The sequence below is a fragment of the Streptomyces sp. NPDC087906 genome (genome assembly GCF_055584925.1).
Genome location: NZ_JBVJLC010000015.1, coordinates 39,334 through 57,173 on the forward strand (window position 1 = coordinate 39,334; position 17,840 = coordinate 57,173).

The 17,840-nt window shown below is 66.8% G+C and carries 14 protein-coding genes; 13 read left to right on the forward strand and 1 reads right to left on the reverse strand.

Annotation, left to right across the window (positions count from 1 at the left end; genetic code table 11):
- The first annotated feature begins 320 nt into the window (after nt 1-320).
- From rpoB to ACZ63I_RS31455, 7 genes are all read left to right on the forward strand, one after another.
- Nucleotides 321-3,803, forward strand: coding sequence for a DNA-directed RNA polymerase subunit beta (gene rpoB / locus ACZ63I_RS31425; protein WP_469342683.1), 3,483 nt, complete (start codon nt 321-323; stop codon nt 3,801-3,803).
- A 99-nt stretch (nt 3,804-3,902) separates the two neighbouring features.
- Nucleotides 3,903-7,808, forward strand: a complete 3,906-nt coding sequence (locus ACZ63I_RS31430; protein ID WP_041985781.1) for a DNA-directed RNA polymerase subunit beta' — start codon at nt 3,903-3,905, stop codon at nt 7,806-7,808.
- Between the two features lie 327 nt (nt 7,809-8,135).
- Entirely contained in the window at nt 8,136-8,507 is a 372-nt protein-coding gene (rpsL, locus tag ACZ63I_RS31435) for a 30S ribosomal protein S12 (RefSeq protein WP_003948652.1), read from the forward strand.
- 2 nt (nt 8,508-8,509) lie between these two features.
- Nucleotides 8,510-8,980 (forward strand): 30S ribosomal protein S7, encoded by a 471-nt coding sequence (gene rpsG, locus ACZ63I_RS31440; RefSeq protein ID WP_469342684.1) that lies wholly within the window; start codon nt 8,510-8,512, stop codon nt 8,978-8,980.
- Between the two features lie 38 nt (nt 8,981-9,018).
- Entirely contained in the window at nt 9,019-11,148 is a 2,130-nt protein-coding gene (gene fusA, locus ACZ63I_RS31445) for an elongation factor G (protein ID WP_041985776.1), read from the forward strand.
- A gap of 154 nt (nt 11,149-11,302) precedes the next feature.
- Nucleotides 11,303-12,496, forward strand: a complete 1,194-nt coding sequence (gene tuf / locus ACZ63I_RS31450) for an elongation factor Tu (RefSeq protein ID WP_328583193.1) — start codon at nt 11,303-11,305, stop codon at nt 12,494-12,496.
- Between the two features lie 144 nt (nt 12,497-12,640).
- Nucleotides 12,641-13,267: a hypothetical protein gene (locus ACZ63I_RS31455; protein ID WP_469342686.1), complete on the forward strand. Its 627-nt coding sequence runs from the start codon at nt 12,641-12,643 to the stop codon at nt 13,265-13,267.
- A gap of 7 nt (nt 13,268-13,274) precedes the next feature.
- Here the strand turns inward: ACZ63I_RS31455 and ACZ63I_RS31460 are convergent, their stop codons facing one another.
- Nucleotides 13,275-13,943 (reverse strand): FMN-dependent NADH-azoreductase, encoded by a 669-nt coding sequence (locus ACZ63I_RS31460; protein WP_469342688.1) that lies wholly within the window; start codon nt 13,941-13,943, stop codon nt 13,275-13,277.
- Between the two features lie 76 nt (nt 13,944-14,019).
- Between ACZ63I_RS31460 and ACZ63I_RS31465 the strand changes: the two genes are divergently transcribed.
- The 6 genes from ACZ63I_RS31465 to rplW all read left to right on the forward strand — a co-directional run bounded on the left by ACZ63I_RS31465 (nt 14,020) and on the right by rplW (nt 17,821).
- On the forward strand, nt 14,020-14,898 hold the full coding sequence (locus ACZ63I_RS31465) for a sigma-70 family RNA polymerase sigma factor (RefSeq protein WP_469342690.1): 879 nt from the start codon (nt 14,020-14,022) through the stop codon (nt 14,896-14,898).
- A gap of 61 nt (nt 14,899-14,959) precedes the next feature.
- Nucleotides 14,960-15,322 carry a DUF1304 domain-containing protein gene (locus tag ACZ63I_RS31470; RefSeq protein WP_469342691.1) on the forward strand — a complete coding sequence of 121 codons (363 nt, stop codon included), beginning with the start codon at nt 14,960-14,962 and terminating at the stop codon, nt 15,320-15,322.
- 456 nt (nt 15,323-15,778) lie between these two features.
- Nucleotides 15,779-16,087, forward strand: a complete 309-nt coding sequence (rpsJ, locus tag ACZ63I_RS31475; RefSeq protein ID WP_003948644.1) for a 30S ribosomal protein S10 — start codon at nt 15,779-15,781, stop codon at nt 16,085-16,087.
- Nucleotides 16,088-16,101: 14 nt separating this feature from the next.
- Nucleotides 16,102-16,752 (forward strand): 50S ribosomal protein L3, encoded by a 651-nt coding sequence (gene rplC / locus ACZ63I_RS31480; RefSeq protein ID WP_041985750.1) that lies wholly within the window; start codon nt 16,102-16,104, stop codon nt 16,750-16,752.
- Nucleotides 16,752-17,411, forward strand: a complete 660-nt coding sequence (gene rplD, locus ACZ63I_RS31485; protein WP_469342692.1) for a 50S ribosomal protein L4 — start codon at nt 16,752-16,754, stop codon at nt 17,409-17,411. The genes rplC and rplD overlap by 1 nt, the downstream gene beginning before the upstream one ends.
- The gene (rplW, locus tag ACZ63I_RS31490) at nt 17,411-17,821 is read left to right on the forward strand and encodes a 50S ribosomal protein L23 (protein ID WP_469342693.1); all 411 of its coding nucleotides are present in this window, start codon (nt 17,411-17,413) and stop codon (nt 17,819-17,821) included. The genes rplD and rplW overlap by 1 nt, the downstream gene beginning before the upstream one ends.
- The last annotated feature ends 19 nt before the right edge of the window (nt 17,822-17,840 follow it).

Here is a 17,840-nt window from a genome sequence, read left to right on the forward strand (position 1 = left end):
TCACAATCGATCCGGATCCGAGGCATGGATCGAAGGCGAAGAGGGCAGTATCGATGTGCGCCTACGGCGCGAGGCTTGCCGCAGTTGAGACAAGGTGTTGAGAGCGACGAGGGTCTTCCAAAACCCGCGCTGGACATCAGTGTGCCGAGTGGCTACACTGACCCTTTGCGCTGCCTGTTAGCTGCTCCCTGCCCGTCACCAGGGGCACCCTCTCGTACGAACATCGGCGATCAAAAGCCCTAGCTGGGGTTTCTGTCTCCGTGTCCGTACCTGGGACCGGTACGCGCGTAGTGAGTCCGAGCCCTCGGAAGGACCCCCTCTTGGCCGCCTCGCGCAACGCCTCGACCACGAATATGAACAACGGCGCCAGCACCGCCCCGCTGCGCATCTCCTTTGCAAAGATCAAGGAGCCCCTTGAGGTTCCGAACCTCCTTGCGTTGCAGACCGAGAGCTTTGACTGGCTGCTCGGGAACGCCGCTTGGAAGGCTCGTGTCGAGGCGGCTCTCGAGAACGGGCAGGACGTCCCCAGGAAGTCAGGTCTGGAGGAGATCTTCGAGGAGATCTCTCCGATCGAGGACTTCTCCGGGTCGATGTCGCTGACCTTCCGCGACCACCGCTTCGAGCCTCCCAAGAACTCGATCGACGAGTGCAAGGAGCGCGACTTCACGTACGCGGCTCCGCTCTTCGTCACCGCAGAGTTCACCAACAACGAGACCGGCGAGATCAAGTCCCAGACGGTCTTCATGGGCGATTTCCCGCTCATGACCAACAAGGGCACCTTCGTCATCAACGGCACCGAGCGTGTCGTGGTGTCCCAGTTGGTGCGCTCGCCGGGTGTCTACTTCGACTCCTCCATCGACAAGACGTCCGACAAGGACATCTTCTCCGCGAAGATCATCCCGTCCCGGGGTGCCTGGCTGGAGATGGAGATCGACAAGCGCGACATGGTCGGTGTCCGCATCGACCGCAAGCGCAAGCAGTCCGTGACCGTCCTCCTCAAGGCGCTCGGCTGGAGCACCGAGCAGATCCTGGAGGAGTTCGGCGAGTACGAGTCGATGCGCGCCACCCTGGAGAAGGACCACACCCAGGGCCAGGACGACGCACTGCTCGACATCTACCGCAAGCTGCGTCCGGGCGAGCCCCCGACGCGCGAGGCGGCCCAGACGCTGCTCGAGAACCTCTACTTCAACCCGAAGCGCTACGACCTCGCCAAGGTCGGCCGCTACAAGGTGAACAAGAAGCTCGGCGCCGAAGAGCCGCTGGACGCCGGTGTGCTCACCACCGACGACATCATCGCCACCATCAAGTACCTCGTGAAGCTCCACGCGGGCGAGACCGAGACGGTCGGCGAGAGCGGCAACCAGATCGTCGTCGAGACCGACGACATCGACCACTTCGGCAACCGCCGTCTGCGCAACGTCGGCGAGCTCATCCAGAACCAGGTCCGTACGGGTCTGGCGAGGATGGAGCGCGTCGTGCGCGAGCGCATGACGACCCAGGACGTCGAGGCGATCACGCCGCAGACCCTGATCAACATCCGGCCGGTCGTCGCCTCCATCAAGGAGTTCTTCGGCACCAGCCAGCTCTCGCAGTTCATGGACCAGAACAACCCGCTGTCGGGTCTCACCCACAAGCGCCGCCTGTCGGCTCTTGGCCCGGGTGGTCTCTCCCGTGAGCGGGCCGGCTTCGAGGTCCGTGACGTGCACCCCTCGCACTACGGCCGGATGTGTCCGATCGAGACCCCGGAAGGCCCGAACATCGGCCTGATCGGCTCGCTCGCCTCCTACGGCCGGGTCAACGCGTTCGGGTTCGTCGAGACCCCGTACCGCAAGGTCGTCAACGGCGTCGTCACCGACGACGTGGACTACCTGACCGCCGACGAGGAAGACCGGTTCGTCATCGCCCAGGCCAACGCGACGCTGTCCGAGGAGATGCGGTTCACCGAGCCGCGCGTCCTCGTCCGCCGCCGCGGCGGCGAGGTCGACTACATCCCCGGTGACGACGTCGACTACATGGACGTCTCGCCGCGCCAGATGGTGTCGGTCGCGACCGCGATGATCCCGTTCCTGGAGCACGACGACGCCAACCGCGCCCTGATGGGCGCGAACATGATGCGCCAGGCCGTGCCGCTCATCACGTCGGAGGCGCCGCTCGTCGGCACCGGCATGGAGTACCGCTGCGCGGTCGACGCCGGTGACGTCATCAAGGCGGAGAAGGAAGGTGTGGTCCAGGAGGTATCCGCGGACTACATCACCGTCGCCAACGACGACGGCACGTACACGACGTACCGCATCGCCAAGTTCTCCCGCTCGAACCAGGGCACCTCGGTCAACCAGAAGGTCGTCGTCAACGAGGGCGACCGCGTTGTCGAGAGCCAGGTGCTGGCCGACGGCCCGGCCACCGAGCAGGGCGAGATGGCCCTCGGCAAGAACCTCCTCGTGGCGTTCATGCCGTGGGAAGGCCACAACTACGAAGACGCGATCATCCTCAGCCAGCGGCTGGTCCAGGACGACGTCCTCTCCTCGATCCACATCGAGGAGCACGAGGTCGACGCCCGTGACACCAAGCTCGGCCCCGAGGAGATCACCCGGGACATCCCGAACGTCTCCGAAGAGGTCCTCGCGGACCTCGACGAGCGCGGCATCATCCGTATCGGTGCCGAGGTCGTCGCCGGCGACATCCTGGTCGGCAAGGTCACGCCCAAGGGCGAGACCGAGCTGACCCCGGAAGAGCGTCTGCTCCGCGCGATCTTCGGTGAGAAGGCCCGTGAAGTCCGTGACACCTCGCTGAAGGTGCCGCACGGCGAAGTGGGCAAGATCATCGGCGTCCGGGTCTTCGACCGTGAAGAGGGCGACGAGCTGCCGCCCGGTGTGAACCAGCTTGTGCGCGTGTACGTGGCGCAGAAGCGCAAGATCACCGACGGTGACAAGCTCGCAGGCCGGCACGGCAACAAGGGCGTCATCTCGAAGATCCTGCCGATCGAGGACATGCCGTTCCTGGAGGACGGCACCCCGGTCGACATCATCCTCAACCCGCTGGGTGTCCCGTCCCGAATGAACCCGGGGCAGGTCCTGGAGATCCATCTCGGCTGGCTCGCCAGCCAGGGCTGGAAGGTCGAGGGCAGCGAGGACTGGATGGAGCGGCTGAAGGTCATCGGCGCCGACGAGGTCGCGCCCGGTACCAACGTCGCCACCCCGGTCTTCGACGGTGCTCGCGAGGACGAGATCTCCGGACTCTTCGAGTCCACGATCCCGAACCGCGACGGCGAGCGCATGGTCAAGGGCTCCGGCAAGGCGCGGATGTTCGACGGCCGCTCCGGCGAGCCGTTCCCCGAGCCGATCTCGGTCGGCTACATGTACATCCTCAAGCTCCACCACCTGGTCGACGACAAGCTGCACGCCCGGTCGACCGGACCGTACTCGATGATCACCCAGCAGCCGCTGGGTGGTAAGGCCCAGTTCGGCGGTCAGCGCTTCGGTGAGATGGAGGTGTGGGCGCTGGAGGCTTACGGCGCCGCCTACGCCCTCCAGGAGCTGCTGACGATCAAGTCCGACGACGTGACCGGCCGCGTGAAGGTCTACGAGGCCATCGTCAAGGGCGAGAACATCCCCGAGCCCGGCATTCCCGAGTCCTTCAAGGTGCTCATCAAGGAAATGCAGTCGCTCTGCCTCAACGTGGAGGTGCTGTCCTCGGACGGTATGTCCATCGAGATGCGCGACACGGACGAGGACGTCTTCCGCGCGGCGGAGGAGCTCGGAATCGACCTGTCCCGGCGAGAGCCGAGCAGCGTCGAAGAGGTCTGACGGGTTGTCCGGCCGCCCTCGTCTCGGGGCGGCCGGCTCTCCCCGGACCCGTACAGACCATGATTTGAGACTCGACCCCGAAAGAGGGATTGACGACAAGTGCTCGACGTCAACTTCTTCGACGAGCTGCGGATTGGCCTCGCCACCGCGGACGACATCCGGACCTGGTCCCACGGCGAAGTGAAGAAGCCGGAGACCATCAACTACCGCACGCTCAAGCCCGAGAAGGACGGACTCTTCTGCGAGAAGATCTTCGGCCCCACCCGGGACTGGGAGTGCTACTGCGGCAAGTACAAGCGTGTCCGCTTCAAGGGCATCATCTGTGAGCGCTGTGGCGTCGAAGTCACCCGCGCCAAGGTGCGCCGTGAGCGGATGGGCCACATCGAGCTTGCCGCCCCCGTCACCCACATCTGGTACTTCAAGGGCGTCCCTTCCCGTCTGGGATACCTGCTCGACCTCGCGCCGAAGGACCTCGAAAAGGTCATCTACTTCGCCGCTTACATGATCACGTTCGTGGACGAGGACCGTCGTACGCGCGATCTGCCGTCGCTGGAGGCGCATGTCTCCGTCGAGCGCCAGCAGACCGAGAACCGCCGCGACTCCGACCTCGAAGCCCGCGCCAAGAAGCTCGAGACCGACCTGGCCGAGCTGGAGGCCGAGGGCGCCAAGGCCGACGTGCGCCGCAAGGTGCGCGAAGGCGCCGAGCGTGAGATGAAGCAGTTGCGCGACCGTGCGCAGCGCGAGATCGACCGGCTCGACGAGGTGTGGAACCGCTTCAAGAACCTCAAGGTCCAGGACCTGGAGGGCGACGAGCTGCTCTACCGCGAGCTGCGTGACCGCTTCGGCACGTACTTCGACGGATCGATGGGTGCCGCGGCGCTGCAGAAGCGCCTGGAGTCCTTCGACCTGGACGAGGAGGCCGAGCGCCTCCGCGAGATCATCCGTACCGGCAAGGGCCAGAAGAAGACCCGTGCGCTCAAGCGCCTCAAGGTCGTCTCGGCGTTCCTGCAGACCAGCAACAGCCCCAAGGGCATGGTGCTGGACTGCGTGCCGGTGATCCCGCCGGACCTGCGTCCGATGGTGCAGCTCGACGGTGGCCGCTTCGCGACCTCCGACCTGAACGACCTGTACCGCCGTGTGATCAACCGCAACAACCGCCTCAAGCGTCTCCTCGACCTCGGTGCCCCCGAGATCATCGTGAACAACGAGAAGCGGATGCTGCAGGAGGCCGTCGACGCGCTGTTCGACAACGGCCGCCGCGGTCGCCCGGTGACCGGTCCCGGCAACCGTCCCCTGAAGTCCCTGAGCGACATGCTCAAGGGCAAGCAGGGCCGGTTCCGGCAGAACCTGCTCGGCAAGCGTGTCGACTACTCGGCGCGTTCCGTGATCGTCGTCGGCCCGCAGCTCAAGCTGCACCAGTGCGGGCTGCCGAAGGCCATGGCGCTCGAACTCTTCAAGCCGTTCGTGATGAAGCGCCTGGTGGACCTGAACCACGCGCAGAACATCAAGTCGGCCAAGCGCATGGTCGAGCGCGGCCGCACGGTCGTGTACGACGTGCTCGAAGAGGTCATCGCCGAGCACCCGGTGCTGCTGAACCGTGCGCCGACCCTGCACCGCCTGGGCATCCAGGCCTTCGAGCCGCAGTTGGTCGAGGGCAAGGCCATCCAGATCCACCCGCTCGTCTGTACCGCGTTCAACGCGGACTTCGACGGTGACCAGATGGCCGTGCACCTGCCGCTGTCGGCAGAGGCGCAGGCCGAGGCCCGCATCCTGATGCTGTCCTCGAACAACATCCTGAAGCCGGCCGACGGCCGTCCCGTCACGATGCCGACCCAGGACATGGTGCTCGGACTCTTCTTCCTCACGACGGACGAGGAAGAGCGCAAGGTCATCGGCGCCGACCGGTCCTTCGGCTCCAGTGCCGAGGCCACCATGGCGTTCGACAACCGCGAGCTGTCGCTGCAGGCGAAGGTCGACATCCGCTTCCCGGTGGGCACCATCCCGCCGCGCGGCTGGACCCCGCCGGCCGGCGAGGACGGCGCGCCCGACACCGAGTGGCAGCAGGGCGACCCGTTCCGGCTGCGGACGACCCTGGGCCGCGCGCTCTTCAACGAGCTGCTGCCCGAGGACTACCCGTTCGTCGACTACTCGGTGGGCAAGAAGCAGCTCTCCGAGATCGTCAACGACCTGGCCGAGCGCTACCCCAAGGTCATCGTGGCGGCGACGCTCGACAACCTGAAGGCGGCCGGCTTCTTCTGGGCGACCCGCTCCGGTGTCACCGTGGCCATCTCCGACATCGTCGTGCCCGAGGCGAAGAAGGCGATCGTCCAGGGTTACGAGGCGCAGGACGAGCGCGTCCAGAAGCAGTACGAGCGCGGTCTGATCACCAAGGAAGAGCGCACGCAGGAGCTCATCGCGATCTGGACCAAGGCGACCAACGAGGTCGCCGAGGCGATGAACGCGAACTTCCCGAAGACCAACCCGGTCTCCATGATGGTGAACTCGGGCGCTCGCGGAAACATGATGCAGATGCGTCAGATCGCCGGTATGCGTGGTCTGGTGTCCAACGCCAAGAACGAGACGATCCCGCGTCCCATCAAGGCGTCCTTCCGTGAAGGCCTGTCCGTGCTGGAGTACTTCATCTCCACGCACGGTGCCCGTAAGGGTCTGGCCGACACCGCCCTGCGTACCGCCGACTCGGGTTACCTGACCCGTCGTCTGGTGGACGTCTCGCAGGACGTGATCATCCGCGAGGAGGACTGCGGCACCGACCGCGGTCTGAAGCTGAAGATCGCGGAGAAGGGCGCCGACGGCAAGCTGCGCAAGACCGAGGACGTCGAGACGTCCGTGTACGCGCGCATGCTCGCCGAGGACGTCGTCGTGGACGGCAAGGTCATCGCGCCGGCCAACGTCGACCTGGGCGATGTCCTGATCGACGCGCTGGTGGGCGCCGGGGTCGAGGAGGTCAAGACCCGTTCGGTCCTGACCTGCGAGTCCGCGGTCGGCACCTGTGCCTTCTGCTACGGCCGTTCGCTGGCCACCGGCAAGCTGGTCGACATCGGTGAGGCGGTCGGCATCATCGCCGCCCAGTCCATCGGTGAGCCCGGCACGCAGCTCACGATGCGTACCTTCCACACCGGTGGTGTGGCCGGTGACGACATCACCCAGGGTCTGCCCCGAGTCGTCGAGCTGTTCGAAGCCCGTACGCCGAAGGGTGTCGCCCCGATCTCCGAGGCCGCGGGCACCGTCCGCATCGAGGAGACCGAGAAGACGAAGAAGCTCGTCGTCACTCCCGACGACGGCAGCGAGGAGACGCCGTTCCCGATCTCCAAGCGCGCCCGTCTGCTCGTGGGTGAGGGCGACCGCGTCGAGGTGGGCCAGAAGCTCACCGTGGGTGCCACCAACCCGCACGACGTGCTGCGGATCCTCGGTCAGCGCGCGGTCCAGGTCCACCTGGTCGGCGAGGTCCAGAAGGTCTACAACTCGCAGGGTGTGTCGATCCACGACAAGCACATCGAGATCATCATCCGGCAGATGCTGCGCCGGGTGACGATCATCGAGTCCGGCGACGCGGAACTGCTGCCGGGTGAGCTGGTCGAGCGCTCGAAGTTCGAGACCGAGAACCGTCGTGTGGTCACGGAAGGCGGCCACCCGGCCTCCGGCCGTCCGCAACTGATGGGTATCACCAAGGCCTCGCTGGCCACCGAGTCGTGGCTGTCGGCGGCGTCCTTCCAGGAGACGACCAGGGTCCTGACCGACGCGGCGATCAACGCCAAGTCGGACTCCCTGATCGGCCTCAAGGAGAACGTCATCATCGGTAAGCTCATCCCGGCCGGTACGGGTCTGTCCCGTTACCGCAACATCCGGGTCGAGCCGACCGAGGAAGCCAAGGCCGCGATGTACTCGGCCGTCGGCTACGACGACATCGACTACTCGCCGTTCGGCACCGGTTCGGGTCAGGCCGTGCCGCTGGAGGACTACGACTACGGTCCGTACAACCAGTAAGGCGTAGCGCACACACCGGAGGGCGGTCACCCCCTGGGGCGGCCGCCCTCCGGCGTGTGTGAATCACGTGTGACAGGTCCGTCAAACGGCCTCTCAGCATTTGTTTTGACCGGAGTCGATGAGGTAGGTACGCTCAAGCCTTGTGCCTGGGGTGTGCCTGGGCTCCTGTGCGTGTCCTCAACCGCACGCGGAGTTCGAGTATCGGCCACCGTAATCTGCGCCTTCTCCGCCCTCGGCGGGATTATGCAGCATTCGACACACCCGACCGCGTGGGTCGGCGATGTTCCAGGTTAGTTTGACGAACGGCACACAGAAACCGGAGAAGTAGTGCCTACGATCCAGCAGTTGGTCCGGAAGGGCCGGCAGGACAAGGTCGAGAAGAACAAGACGCCTGCGCTTGAGGGCTCCCCTCAGCGCCGTGGCGTGTGCACGCGTGTGTTCACGACCACCCCCAAGAAGCCGAACTCGGCGCTGCGGAAGGTCGCTCGTGTGCGACTGACCTCCGGCATCGAGGTCACGGCTTACATCCCGGGTGAGGGACACAACCTGCAGGAGCACTCGATCGTGCTCGTGCGTGGTGGCCGTGTGAAGGACCTGCCGGGTGTTCGCTACAAGATCATCCGCGGCTCTCTCGACACCCAGGGTGTCAAGAACCGCAAGCAGGCCCGCAGCCGCTACGGCGCCAAGAAGGAGAAGTAAGAATGCCTCGTAAGGGCCCCGCAGCCAAGCGCCCGGTCATCATCGACCCGGTCTACGGTTCTCCTCTTGTCACCTCGCTGATCAACAAGATCCTGCTCAACGGCAAGCGTTCCACTGCCGAGCGGATCGTGTACGGCGCGATGGAAGGCCTCCGCGAGAAGACCGGCAACGACCCGGTCATCACGCTGAAGCGCGCGCTTGAGAACGTCAAGCCCGCTCTTGAGGTCAAGTCACGCCGCGTCGGCGGTGCCACGTACCAGGTGCCGATCGAGGTCAAGCCCGGTCGCGCCGCGACGCTCGCTCTGCGCTGGGTCGTGGGTTACTCCCGCGCCCGTCGCGAGAAGACCATGACCGAGCGCCTCCTGAACGAACTGCTCGACGCCTCCAACGGCCTCGGCGCTTCGGTCAAGAAGCGTGAGGACACGCACAAGATGGCCGAGTCCAACAAGGCCTTCGCGCACTACCGCTGGTAGTCGCTACCCCCATCGAGACCGAGAGAAGATTGAGCCTTATGGCCACCACTTCGCTTGACCTGGCCAAGGTCCGCAACATCGGGATCATGGCCCACATCGACGCGGGCAAGACGACGACCACCGAGCGCATTCTGTTCTACACCGGTGTGAGCTACAAGATCGGTGAGGTCCACGACGGCGCTGCCACGATGGACTGGATGGAGCAGGAGCAGGAGCGCGGCATCACGATCACGTCTGCTGCGACGACCTGTCACTGGCCGCTCGACGACGTCGACCACACCATCAACATCATCGACACCCCGGGTCACGTGGACTTCACGGTCGAGGTGGAGCGTTCGCTCCGCGTCCTCGACGGTGCTGTCACCGTGTTCGACGGTGTCGCCGGTGTGGAGCCGCAGTCCGAGACGGTCTGGCGCCAGGCCGACCGGTACGGCGTCCCCCGCATCTGCTTCGTCAACAAGCTCGACCGTACGGGCGCGGAGTTCCACCGCTGCGTCGACATGATCGTGGACCGCCTCGGCGCTGTTCCGCTGGTCATGCAGCTCCCGATCGGTACCGAAGCCGACTTCAAGGGCGTCGTCGACCTCGTGACGATGAAGGCCCTTGTCTGGTCCGCCGAGGCGACCAAGGGCGAGATGTACGACACCGTCGACATCCCGGCGTCGCACACCGAGGCCGCTGAAGAGTGGCACGGCAAGCTCGTCGAGGCCGTCGCGGAGCACGACGACGCGATGATGGAGCTGTACCTGGAGGGCCAGGAGCCCACCGTGGAGCAGATGTACGAGGCGATCCGCCGCATCACGCTCGCGTCCAAGGGCGCGGCCGACTCCGTCACCGTCACCCCCGTCTTCTGCGGCACCGCGTTCAAGAACAAGGGCGTCCAGCCCCTGCTCGACGCTGTCGTGCGCTACCTGCCTTCTCCCCTGGACGTCGACGCCATCGAGGGTCACGACGTCAAGGACCCGGAGACGGTCATCAAGCGCCGGCCGTCCGAGGACGAGCCGTTCGCCGGTCTGGCTTTCAAGATCGCGAGCGACCCGCACCTGGGCAAGCTCACCTTCGTCCGGGTGTACTCCGGCCGTCTGGAGGCCGGCACCGCGGTGCTGAACTCCGTGAAGGGCCGCAAGGAGCGCATCGGCAAGATCTACCGCATGCACGCGAACAAGCGTGAGGAGATCGCGTCGGTGGGCGCCGGTGACATCGTCGCCGTGATGGGCCTGAAGCAGACCACCACCGGTGAGACGCTGTGCGACGACAAGAACCCGGTGATCCTGGAGTCCATGGACTTCCCGGCGCCGGTCATCCAGGTCGCCATCGAGCCCAAGTCCAAGGGTGACCAGGAGCGGCTGGGTGTCGCCATCCAGCGGCTCGCGGAGGAGGACCCCTCCTTCCAGGTTCACTCGGACGAGGAGACCGGCCAGACCATCATCGGTGGTATGGGCGAGCTTCACCTCGAAGTGCTTGTCGACCGCATGAAGCGCGAGTTCCGCGTCGAGGCGAACGTCGGTAAGCCGCAGGTCGCCTACCGTGAGACGATCCGTAAGGCCGTCGACCGGGTCGACTACACCCACAAGAAGCAGACCGGTGGTACCGGTCAGTTCGCGAAGGTGCAGATCGCGATCGAGCCCATCGAGGGCGGCGACGCGTCGTACGAGTTCGTGAACAAGGTGACCGGTGGCCGCATCCCGAAGGAGTACATCCCTTCGGTCGACGCGGGCGCGCAGGAGGCCATGCAGTTCGGCATCCTGGCCGGTTACGAGATGACCGGCGTGCGGATCACCCTGCTCGACGGTGGCTACCACGAGGTCGACTCCTCGGAGCTGGCCTTCAAGATCGCCGGCTCGCAGGCGTTCAAGGAGGGTGCCCGCAGGGCGTCCCCCGTGCTCATGGAGCCGATGATGGCTGTCGAGGTCACCACGCCCGAGGACTACATGGGCGATGTGATCGGCGACCTCAACTCCCGCCGTGGCCAGATCCAGGCCATGGAGGAGCGGAGCGGCGCTCGTGTCGTGAAGGGCCTCGTGCCCCTCTCGGAGATGTTCGGCTATGTCGGAGACCTCCGTAGCAAGACCTCGGGTCGCGCAAGCTACTCGATGCAGTTCGACTCCTACGCCGAGGTTCCGAGGAACGTCGCCGAGGAGATCATCGCGAAGGCCAAGGGCGAATAACTCACCCGAGTTCAGCCCGTAGCCTTGTCACCGGCAGGCACTGGGGCGTTTCTTCCGCGACAGCGAGGAAATGCCCCGGGCTCCGGCATCCCAGCAAAGATCACCTGGCGCCGATGAGTAAGGCGTACCAGAACCACTCCACAGGAGGACCCCAGTGGCGAAGGCGAAGTTCGAGCGGACCAAGCCGCACGTCAACATCGGCACCATCGGTCACATCGACCACGGTAAGACGACCCTCACGGCCGCCATTACCAAGGTGCTGCACGACGCGTACCCGGACCTGAACGAGGCCTCGGCCTTCGACCAGATCGACAAGGCTCCCGAAGAGCGCCAGCGCGGTATCACCATCTCCATCGCGCACGTCGAGTACCAGACCGAGTCGCGTCACTACGCCCACGTCGACTGCCCCGGTCACGCGGACTACATCAAGAACATGATCACGGGTGCCGCCCAGATGGACGGTGCCATCCTCGTGGTCGCCGCCACCGACGGCCCGATGCCGCAGACCAAGGAGCACGTGCTCCTGGCCCGCCAGGTCGGCGTGCCGTACATCGTTGTCGCCCTGAACAAGGCCGACATGGTGGACGACGAGGAGATCCTGGAGCTCGTCGAGCTCGAGGTCCGTGAGCTGCTCTCCGAGTACGAGTTCCCGGGCGACGACCTGCCGGTCGTCAAGGTCTCGGCGCTCAAGGCGCTCGAAGGCGACAAGGAGTGGGGCCAGACCGTCCTCGACCTGATGAAGGCCGTCGACGAGTCCATCCCGCAGCCCGAGCGTGACGTCGAGAAGCCGTTCCTCATGCCCATCGAGGACGTCTTCACGATCACCGGTCGTGGCACCGTCGTCACCGGTCGTATCGAGCGTGGTGTCCTGAAGGTCAACGAGACCGTCGACATCGTCGGTATCAAGCAGGACAAGACCACCACCACGGTCACCGGCATCGAGATGTTCCGCAAGCTGCTCGACGAGGGCCAGGCCGGCGAGAACGTCGGTCTGCTCCTCCGTGGCATCAAGCGCGAGGACGTCGAGCGCGGCCAGGTCATCATCAAGCCCGGTTCGGTCACGCCGCACACCGAGTTCGTGGCCCAGGCCTACATCCTGTCGAAGGACGAGGGTGGCCGTCACACCCCGTTCTTCAACAACTACCGCCCGCAGTTCTACTTCCGTACCACGGACGTGACGGGCGTCGTGACCCTCCCCGAGGGCACCGAGATGGTCATGCCGGGTGACAACACCCTCATGAACGTCTCGCTGATCCAGCCGGTCGCCATGGAAGAGGGCCTGAAGTTCGCCATCCGCGAGGGTGGCCGGACCGTGGGCGCCGGCCAGGTCACCAAGATCGACAAGTAGTTCTGCCGGTCTGACCTGGCCGCTCTCCGGAGCAGCCGTTACAGGGGCCCCGTATCCCGTCCGAGAGGACGGCGGTACGGGGCCCCTGTCCTGTCCGTGGGAAGCTGGGCGCTCGGTGTTGGTGGCGGTGGGAGGAAGTCGGCAATGGCTATCGAGGACGTCGTGGTCTCCGAGGCGCTTCAGCGGATTCGGGCTCGGCTGGCCGAGTTGCCCGAGGGGCAGGGGAACGGGTACTGGTTGCCCTCCGGGTCCGAGGACGAGCGGCGGGCCTACATCTTCGCCAACCGGGAGATCATCCGGGCCGCCGCCCAGCACTGCGCCCTGCCCGCCGAGTTGCTTGCCGGGATCGCCTGGCAGGAGATCGGGGGCAATCCGCGCATCGTGGACGACGTGGCGTACGAGGTGCGGTCGGTCGTGCCGGGGCTTGAGGATCCCGACAGGACGTCCATGGGGCCGCTGGCCGTGCAAGTGCGGCGGGCGGCCGAGGTGTTGGGGTACGACCCCGAGTCGTTGGCCGGGGCGCAGCGGGATGTGGTGGTGGAGGCCGTCAGGGAGCCGCGGCAGAACATCTTCATCGCCGCCCATTACCTGGCGCACGTCAAGGCGGAGAGCGACTGCGCCGATGTGCCGCCCGAGCTGCTGACCCGGGAGCAGATGCGGGAGCTTGCCACCCGGTACAACGGCGGTCCCTACTACCGGGTCGAGATGGCCCAGGCGTACGGCCGTGAGTTCGCCAAGAACCTGGACGCCGCCCGGGACGCTCTCGGGTAGCTCCTCGTCAGTGCGCCAGGGCTGTGGTTTCTGCTCGCGCCGTTCTCAGCGACTCCGCCGCCGCCTCAAGGGCCGGCGCCACCGTCAGTTCGGCCGTGACGAAGCGCAGGTTCTCGTCCCGTACGCCAAGACCCGCGAAGTACGTCCGCAGGTAAGGCGTCTGGAAGTCCCAGCCCTCGCGCGGCGTCCCGGGGCCGTACGCGCCGCCCCGCGCGCCCAGCACCACCACCTTCGTGCCGCGCAGCGCGCTCTCGCCGGTGGCCGGGTCGGTGAAGGCGCCGGGGAAGGTGATCCGGTCGATCCACGCCTTCAGCGACGCGGACACCGCGTAGTTGTACATCGGGGCGCCGATCACCACCGTGTCCGCCGCCAGTACCTCCGTGATGAGCGGGTGCGTCAGCTCCCAGGTCTCCTTCTCGGCCGGGGTCCCGAGCCGCGCGTCCACCTCCTGCGGCGGGACGAGGCCCTCCCGCTCCAGCCGCCGCCCGAGCGCGCAGTACGCGGTGTCGAGCGGCGGTACGGGGTCGGCCGCCAGGTCGCGGTAGCGGTAGCCGGCCGCCGGGCCGTGCGTGGCCCGCCAGGTGTCGGCGAACCGGGCGGTGAGCTGCCGGCTGACCGACTCGCCGGAGCGGTTGGCGCTGGAATCCAGGTGCAGCAAGGATGGCAAGGACGGCATCTGCGGTTCTCCTGTCACTTCGGGTCTGTCGTGCGCGTCAGGGTGAGTGACGTAGCGGGGCGACCAAAGGTGACCCATGGACGAGCGTGACGAACTGGCCGAACTCTTCGAGGCGCAGCGCGGCATGCTGCGCGCCGTCGCCTACCGGATGCTCGGCTCCGTGGCCGAGGCCGACGACGCCGTGCAGGAGGCGTGGCTGCGCCTCGGCCGGGTCGACGCCGGCGAGCTGGACAACCTGCCCGGCTGGCTGCGCACGGTGGTGACCCGGCTCTGCCTCGACGTGCTGCGCTCCCGCAGGGCCCGCCCCGAGTACGTGACCGGGCAGCCGCTGGACGAGGTCCCCGACCCGGCCCCGGCCGGCCGGCCCGAGGACGAGGCGCTGCTGGCCGACTCGGTGAGCCGCGCGCTGCTCGTGGTGCTCGGTACGCTCGCGCCCGCCGAGCGGGTCGCTTTCGTGCTGCACGACATGTTCGCCGTGCCGTTCGACCAGATCGCCCCCATCGTGGAGCGCACCCCGGTCGCCGCCAAGAAGCTCGCCAGCCGGGCCCGGCACAAGGTCCGGGGCGTCCCCGCGGCCCCGCCCGCCGAGCTGGCCCGGCACCGCGAGGTCATCTCGGCGTTCCTGACGGCCGCCCGCGCCGGCGACCTCCCCGCCGTCCTGGCCGTGCTCGCCCCCGACGTGGTGCGCACCGCCGACCTCGCCGCCGTACCGCCGGGCGGGTCGCCGGCGGCGCGCGGCGCGCGCGAGGTCGCCGAGGGGGTGGTCGTCCTCGCCGACCGGTCCAGGCTCGCCGAACTGGTCCTGGTCAACGGCGCGGTGGGCGCCGTCGTGGCGCCGGGCGGGCGGCTGCTGTTCGCGCTCTCCTTCACGGTCGAGGGCGACAGGATCGCCGCGTACGACGTGATCGCCGACCCCGAGCGGCTGCGCCATCTCGACCTCGCCGTCCTCGGCTGACCGCGCGCCCGCTACTCTCTGCGGACCCGTTGATCCGCTTGATCCCAGAGGGAGTTCGACCGTGGACATAGCCGCCGGTGTGCTGGTGGGTCTGGTGGCCCTGCTCCACCTCTACATCATGATCATGGAGATGTTCCTCTGGGAGCGGGGCCCCGGCCGCGGTCTCTCCGGCTTCGACGCCGACATGGCGCGGGCCACCGCGCCGCTCGCCGCCAACCAGGGGCTCTACAACGGCTTTCTCGCCGCGGGGCTCGTCTGGGGCCTGATCGCCGACGACCCGACCGGGTACCGCGTGCGGGTCTTCTTCCTCTGCTGCGTGGTTGTCGCCGGGGTGTACGGCGGGCTCACGGCGAACCGGCGGATCCTCGTCGCGCAGGCGCTGCCCGGCGCCGTGGCGCTCGCCGCCGTCCTCGTCGCCGGCTGAGCCGTAACGCCTCGGGGACGGCCGGGAAACGCCTCGAAGGGGCACGAGGATTCGTATCTGCCCCCGTGGGGTACTCTTTCCGGCCGCGATTGGCCAGGGCCACGGCCCCTATGGCACACTGTTCCAGTTGCTCGGTTGAGCGCCAATGCTGCACGCCTCCCGCCGGGAGGACCGGAAGCGAGTCCCACAGTACTCGTCGTCCTAACTGCCCTCCGGGGCAGCAATGGGACGGACGTACGGGAATCTTCCGGGAAGTGTCAGAGTGGTGCCGGCCAGGCACCCGGCGGGTGGTCTGCCCCCGGCTCGCGGCCTCGCGGTCCGCACCCCCCTGGTAGGGAAATCCTTCGGGAGTTCTTGTTGGAGGGGATGCGACACGCCCGACCACGGGGGTCGGAGCAGACGTCGTACGTCCACCGGGTACCAGAGCGTTACGAGAGACAGGATTACGAAGCAGCCATGGCGGGACAGAAGATCCGCATCCGGCTCAAGGCCTACGACCACGAGGTCATCGACTCTTCTGCCAAGAAGATCGTCGAGACCGTGACGCGCACCGGCGCGTCGGTCGCAGGCCCGGTGCCGCTGCCCACTGAGAAGAACGTGTACTGCGTCATCAAGTCGCCGCACAAGTACAAGGACTCGCGCGAGCACTTCGAGATGCGCACGCACAAGCGCCTGATCGACATTCTCGACCCGACGCCCAAGACCGTTGACTCGTTGATGCGCCTGGACCTTCCGGCCGGCGTCGACATCGAGATCAAGCTCTGAGAGGCGCGGAAGAGATGGCAAAGCAGATCAAGGGCGTCCTGGGCGAGAAGCTCGGCATGACCCAGGTCTGGGACGAGAACAACCGTGTCGTCCCGGTGACCGTGGTCAAGGCCGGACCCTGCGTCGTTACCCAGGTCCGTACGAATGACTCCGACGGCTACGAGTCGGTCCAGATCGCCTTCGGCGAGATCGACCCGCGCAAGGTGAACAAGCCCCTCAAGGGCCACTTCGCCAAGGCCGACGTGACCCCGCGCCGCCACCTGGTGGAGCTCCGCACCTCCGACGCGTCCGAGTACACGCTCGGCCAGGAGGTCACTGCCGAGGTGTTCGAGTCCGGCGTCAAGGTAGACGTCACGGGCAAGAGCAAGGGCAAGGGCTTCGCCGGTGTCATGAAGCGTCACAACTTCCACGGCCTCGGCGCCGGTCACGGCGTCCAGCGCAAGCACCGCTCGCCCGGTTCCATCGGTGGCTGCGCCACCCCTGGCCGTGTGTTCAAGGGCATGCGCATGGCCGGCCGGATGGGCAACGAGCGCGTGACCACACAGAACCTGACCGTTCACGCCGTTGACGCGGAGAAGGGCCTGCTCCTGATCAAGGGAGCGGTTCCTGGTCCGAACGGCGGCCTCGTCCTGGTCCGTACCGCTGCCAAGGGGGCCGGTAACTGATGAGCACCGTTGACATCCTCTCGCCGGCGGGCGACAAGGCCGGGACCGTCGAACTCCCCGCGGAGATCTTCGACGCCAAGGTCAGCATCCCGCTGATCCACCAGGTCGTCGTCGCCCAGCTCGCGGCTGCCCGTCAGGGCACGCACAAGACCAAGACCCGCGGCGAAGTCCGCGGCGGTGGCAAGAAGCCGTACCGCCAGAAGGGCACAGGCCGGGCCCGTCAGGGTTCGACCCGCGCCCCGCAGTTCGCAGGCGGTGGCGTCGTCCACGGCCCGCAGCCGCGTGACTACTCGCAGCGCACCCCGAAGAAGATGAAGGTCGCCGCACTGCGCGGTGCCCTCACCGACCGGGCCCGTCACTCCCGTATCCACGTCGTCTCCGACGTGGTCGAGGGTGCGGCGTCCACCAAGGCTGCCAAGTCCCTGCTGGGCAAGGTCAGCGAGCGCAAGAACGTGCTCCTGGTCGCCGAGCGGGCCGACGAGGCCGCGTGGCTGTCCGCTCGCAACCTGCCCCAGGTGCACATCCTGGCGCCGGGCCAACTGAACACGTACGACGTGCTCGTCTCCGACGACGTGGTCTTCACCAAGGCCGCTTTCGAGTCTTTCGTGTCCGGTGCGCCGGCTTCACAGGCTGCTGAGACCGAAGGGAGCGAAGCCTGATGGCTACGCGTCACCCGAGCATCGCCTCCAAGGCGGCCAAGGCCGCCAAGGCCGCACGGCAGGCCAAGGCCCGCCGCGAACCCGGCCCCACCGTTGAGACCCCGCTGAGCAAGACCCTCTCGGACCCGCGCGACATCCTCGTCAAGCCGGTCGTCTCCGAGAAGAGCTACGCACTGCTCGACGACAACAAGTACACGTTCGTCGTCGACCCGCGTGCCAACAAGACCCAGATCAAGCAGGCCGTCCAGGCGGTCTTCTCGGTCAAGGTCACCGGGGTCAACACGATCAACCGCCAGGGCAAGCGCAAGCGCACCCGCAACGGTTTCGGCAAGCGTGCTGACACCAAGCGCGCCATCGTGACCCTCGCTGAGGGCGACCGAATCGACATCTTCGGCGGCCCGACCTCCTGACGGAGGTCGAGTCGTTCAG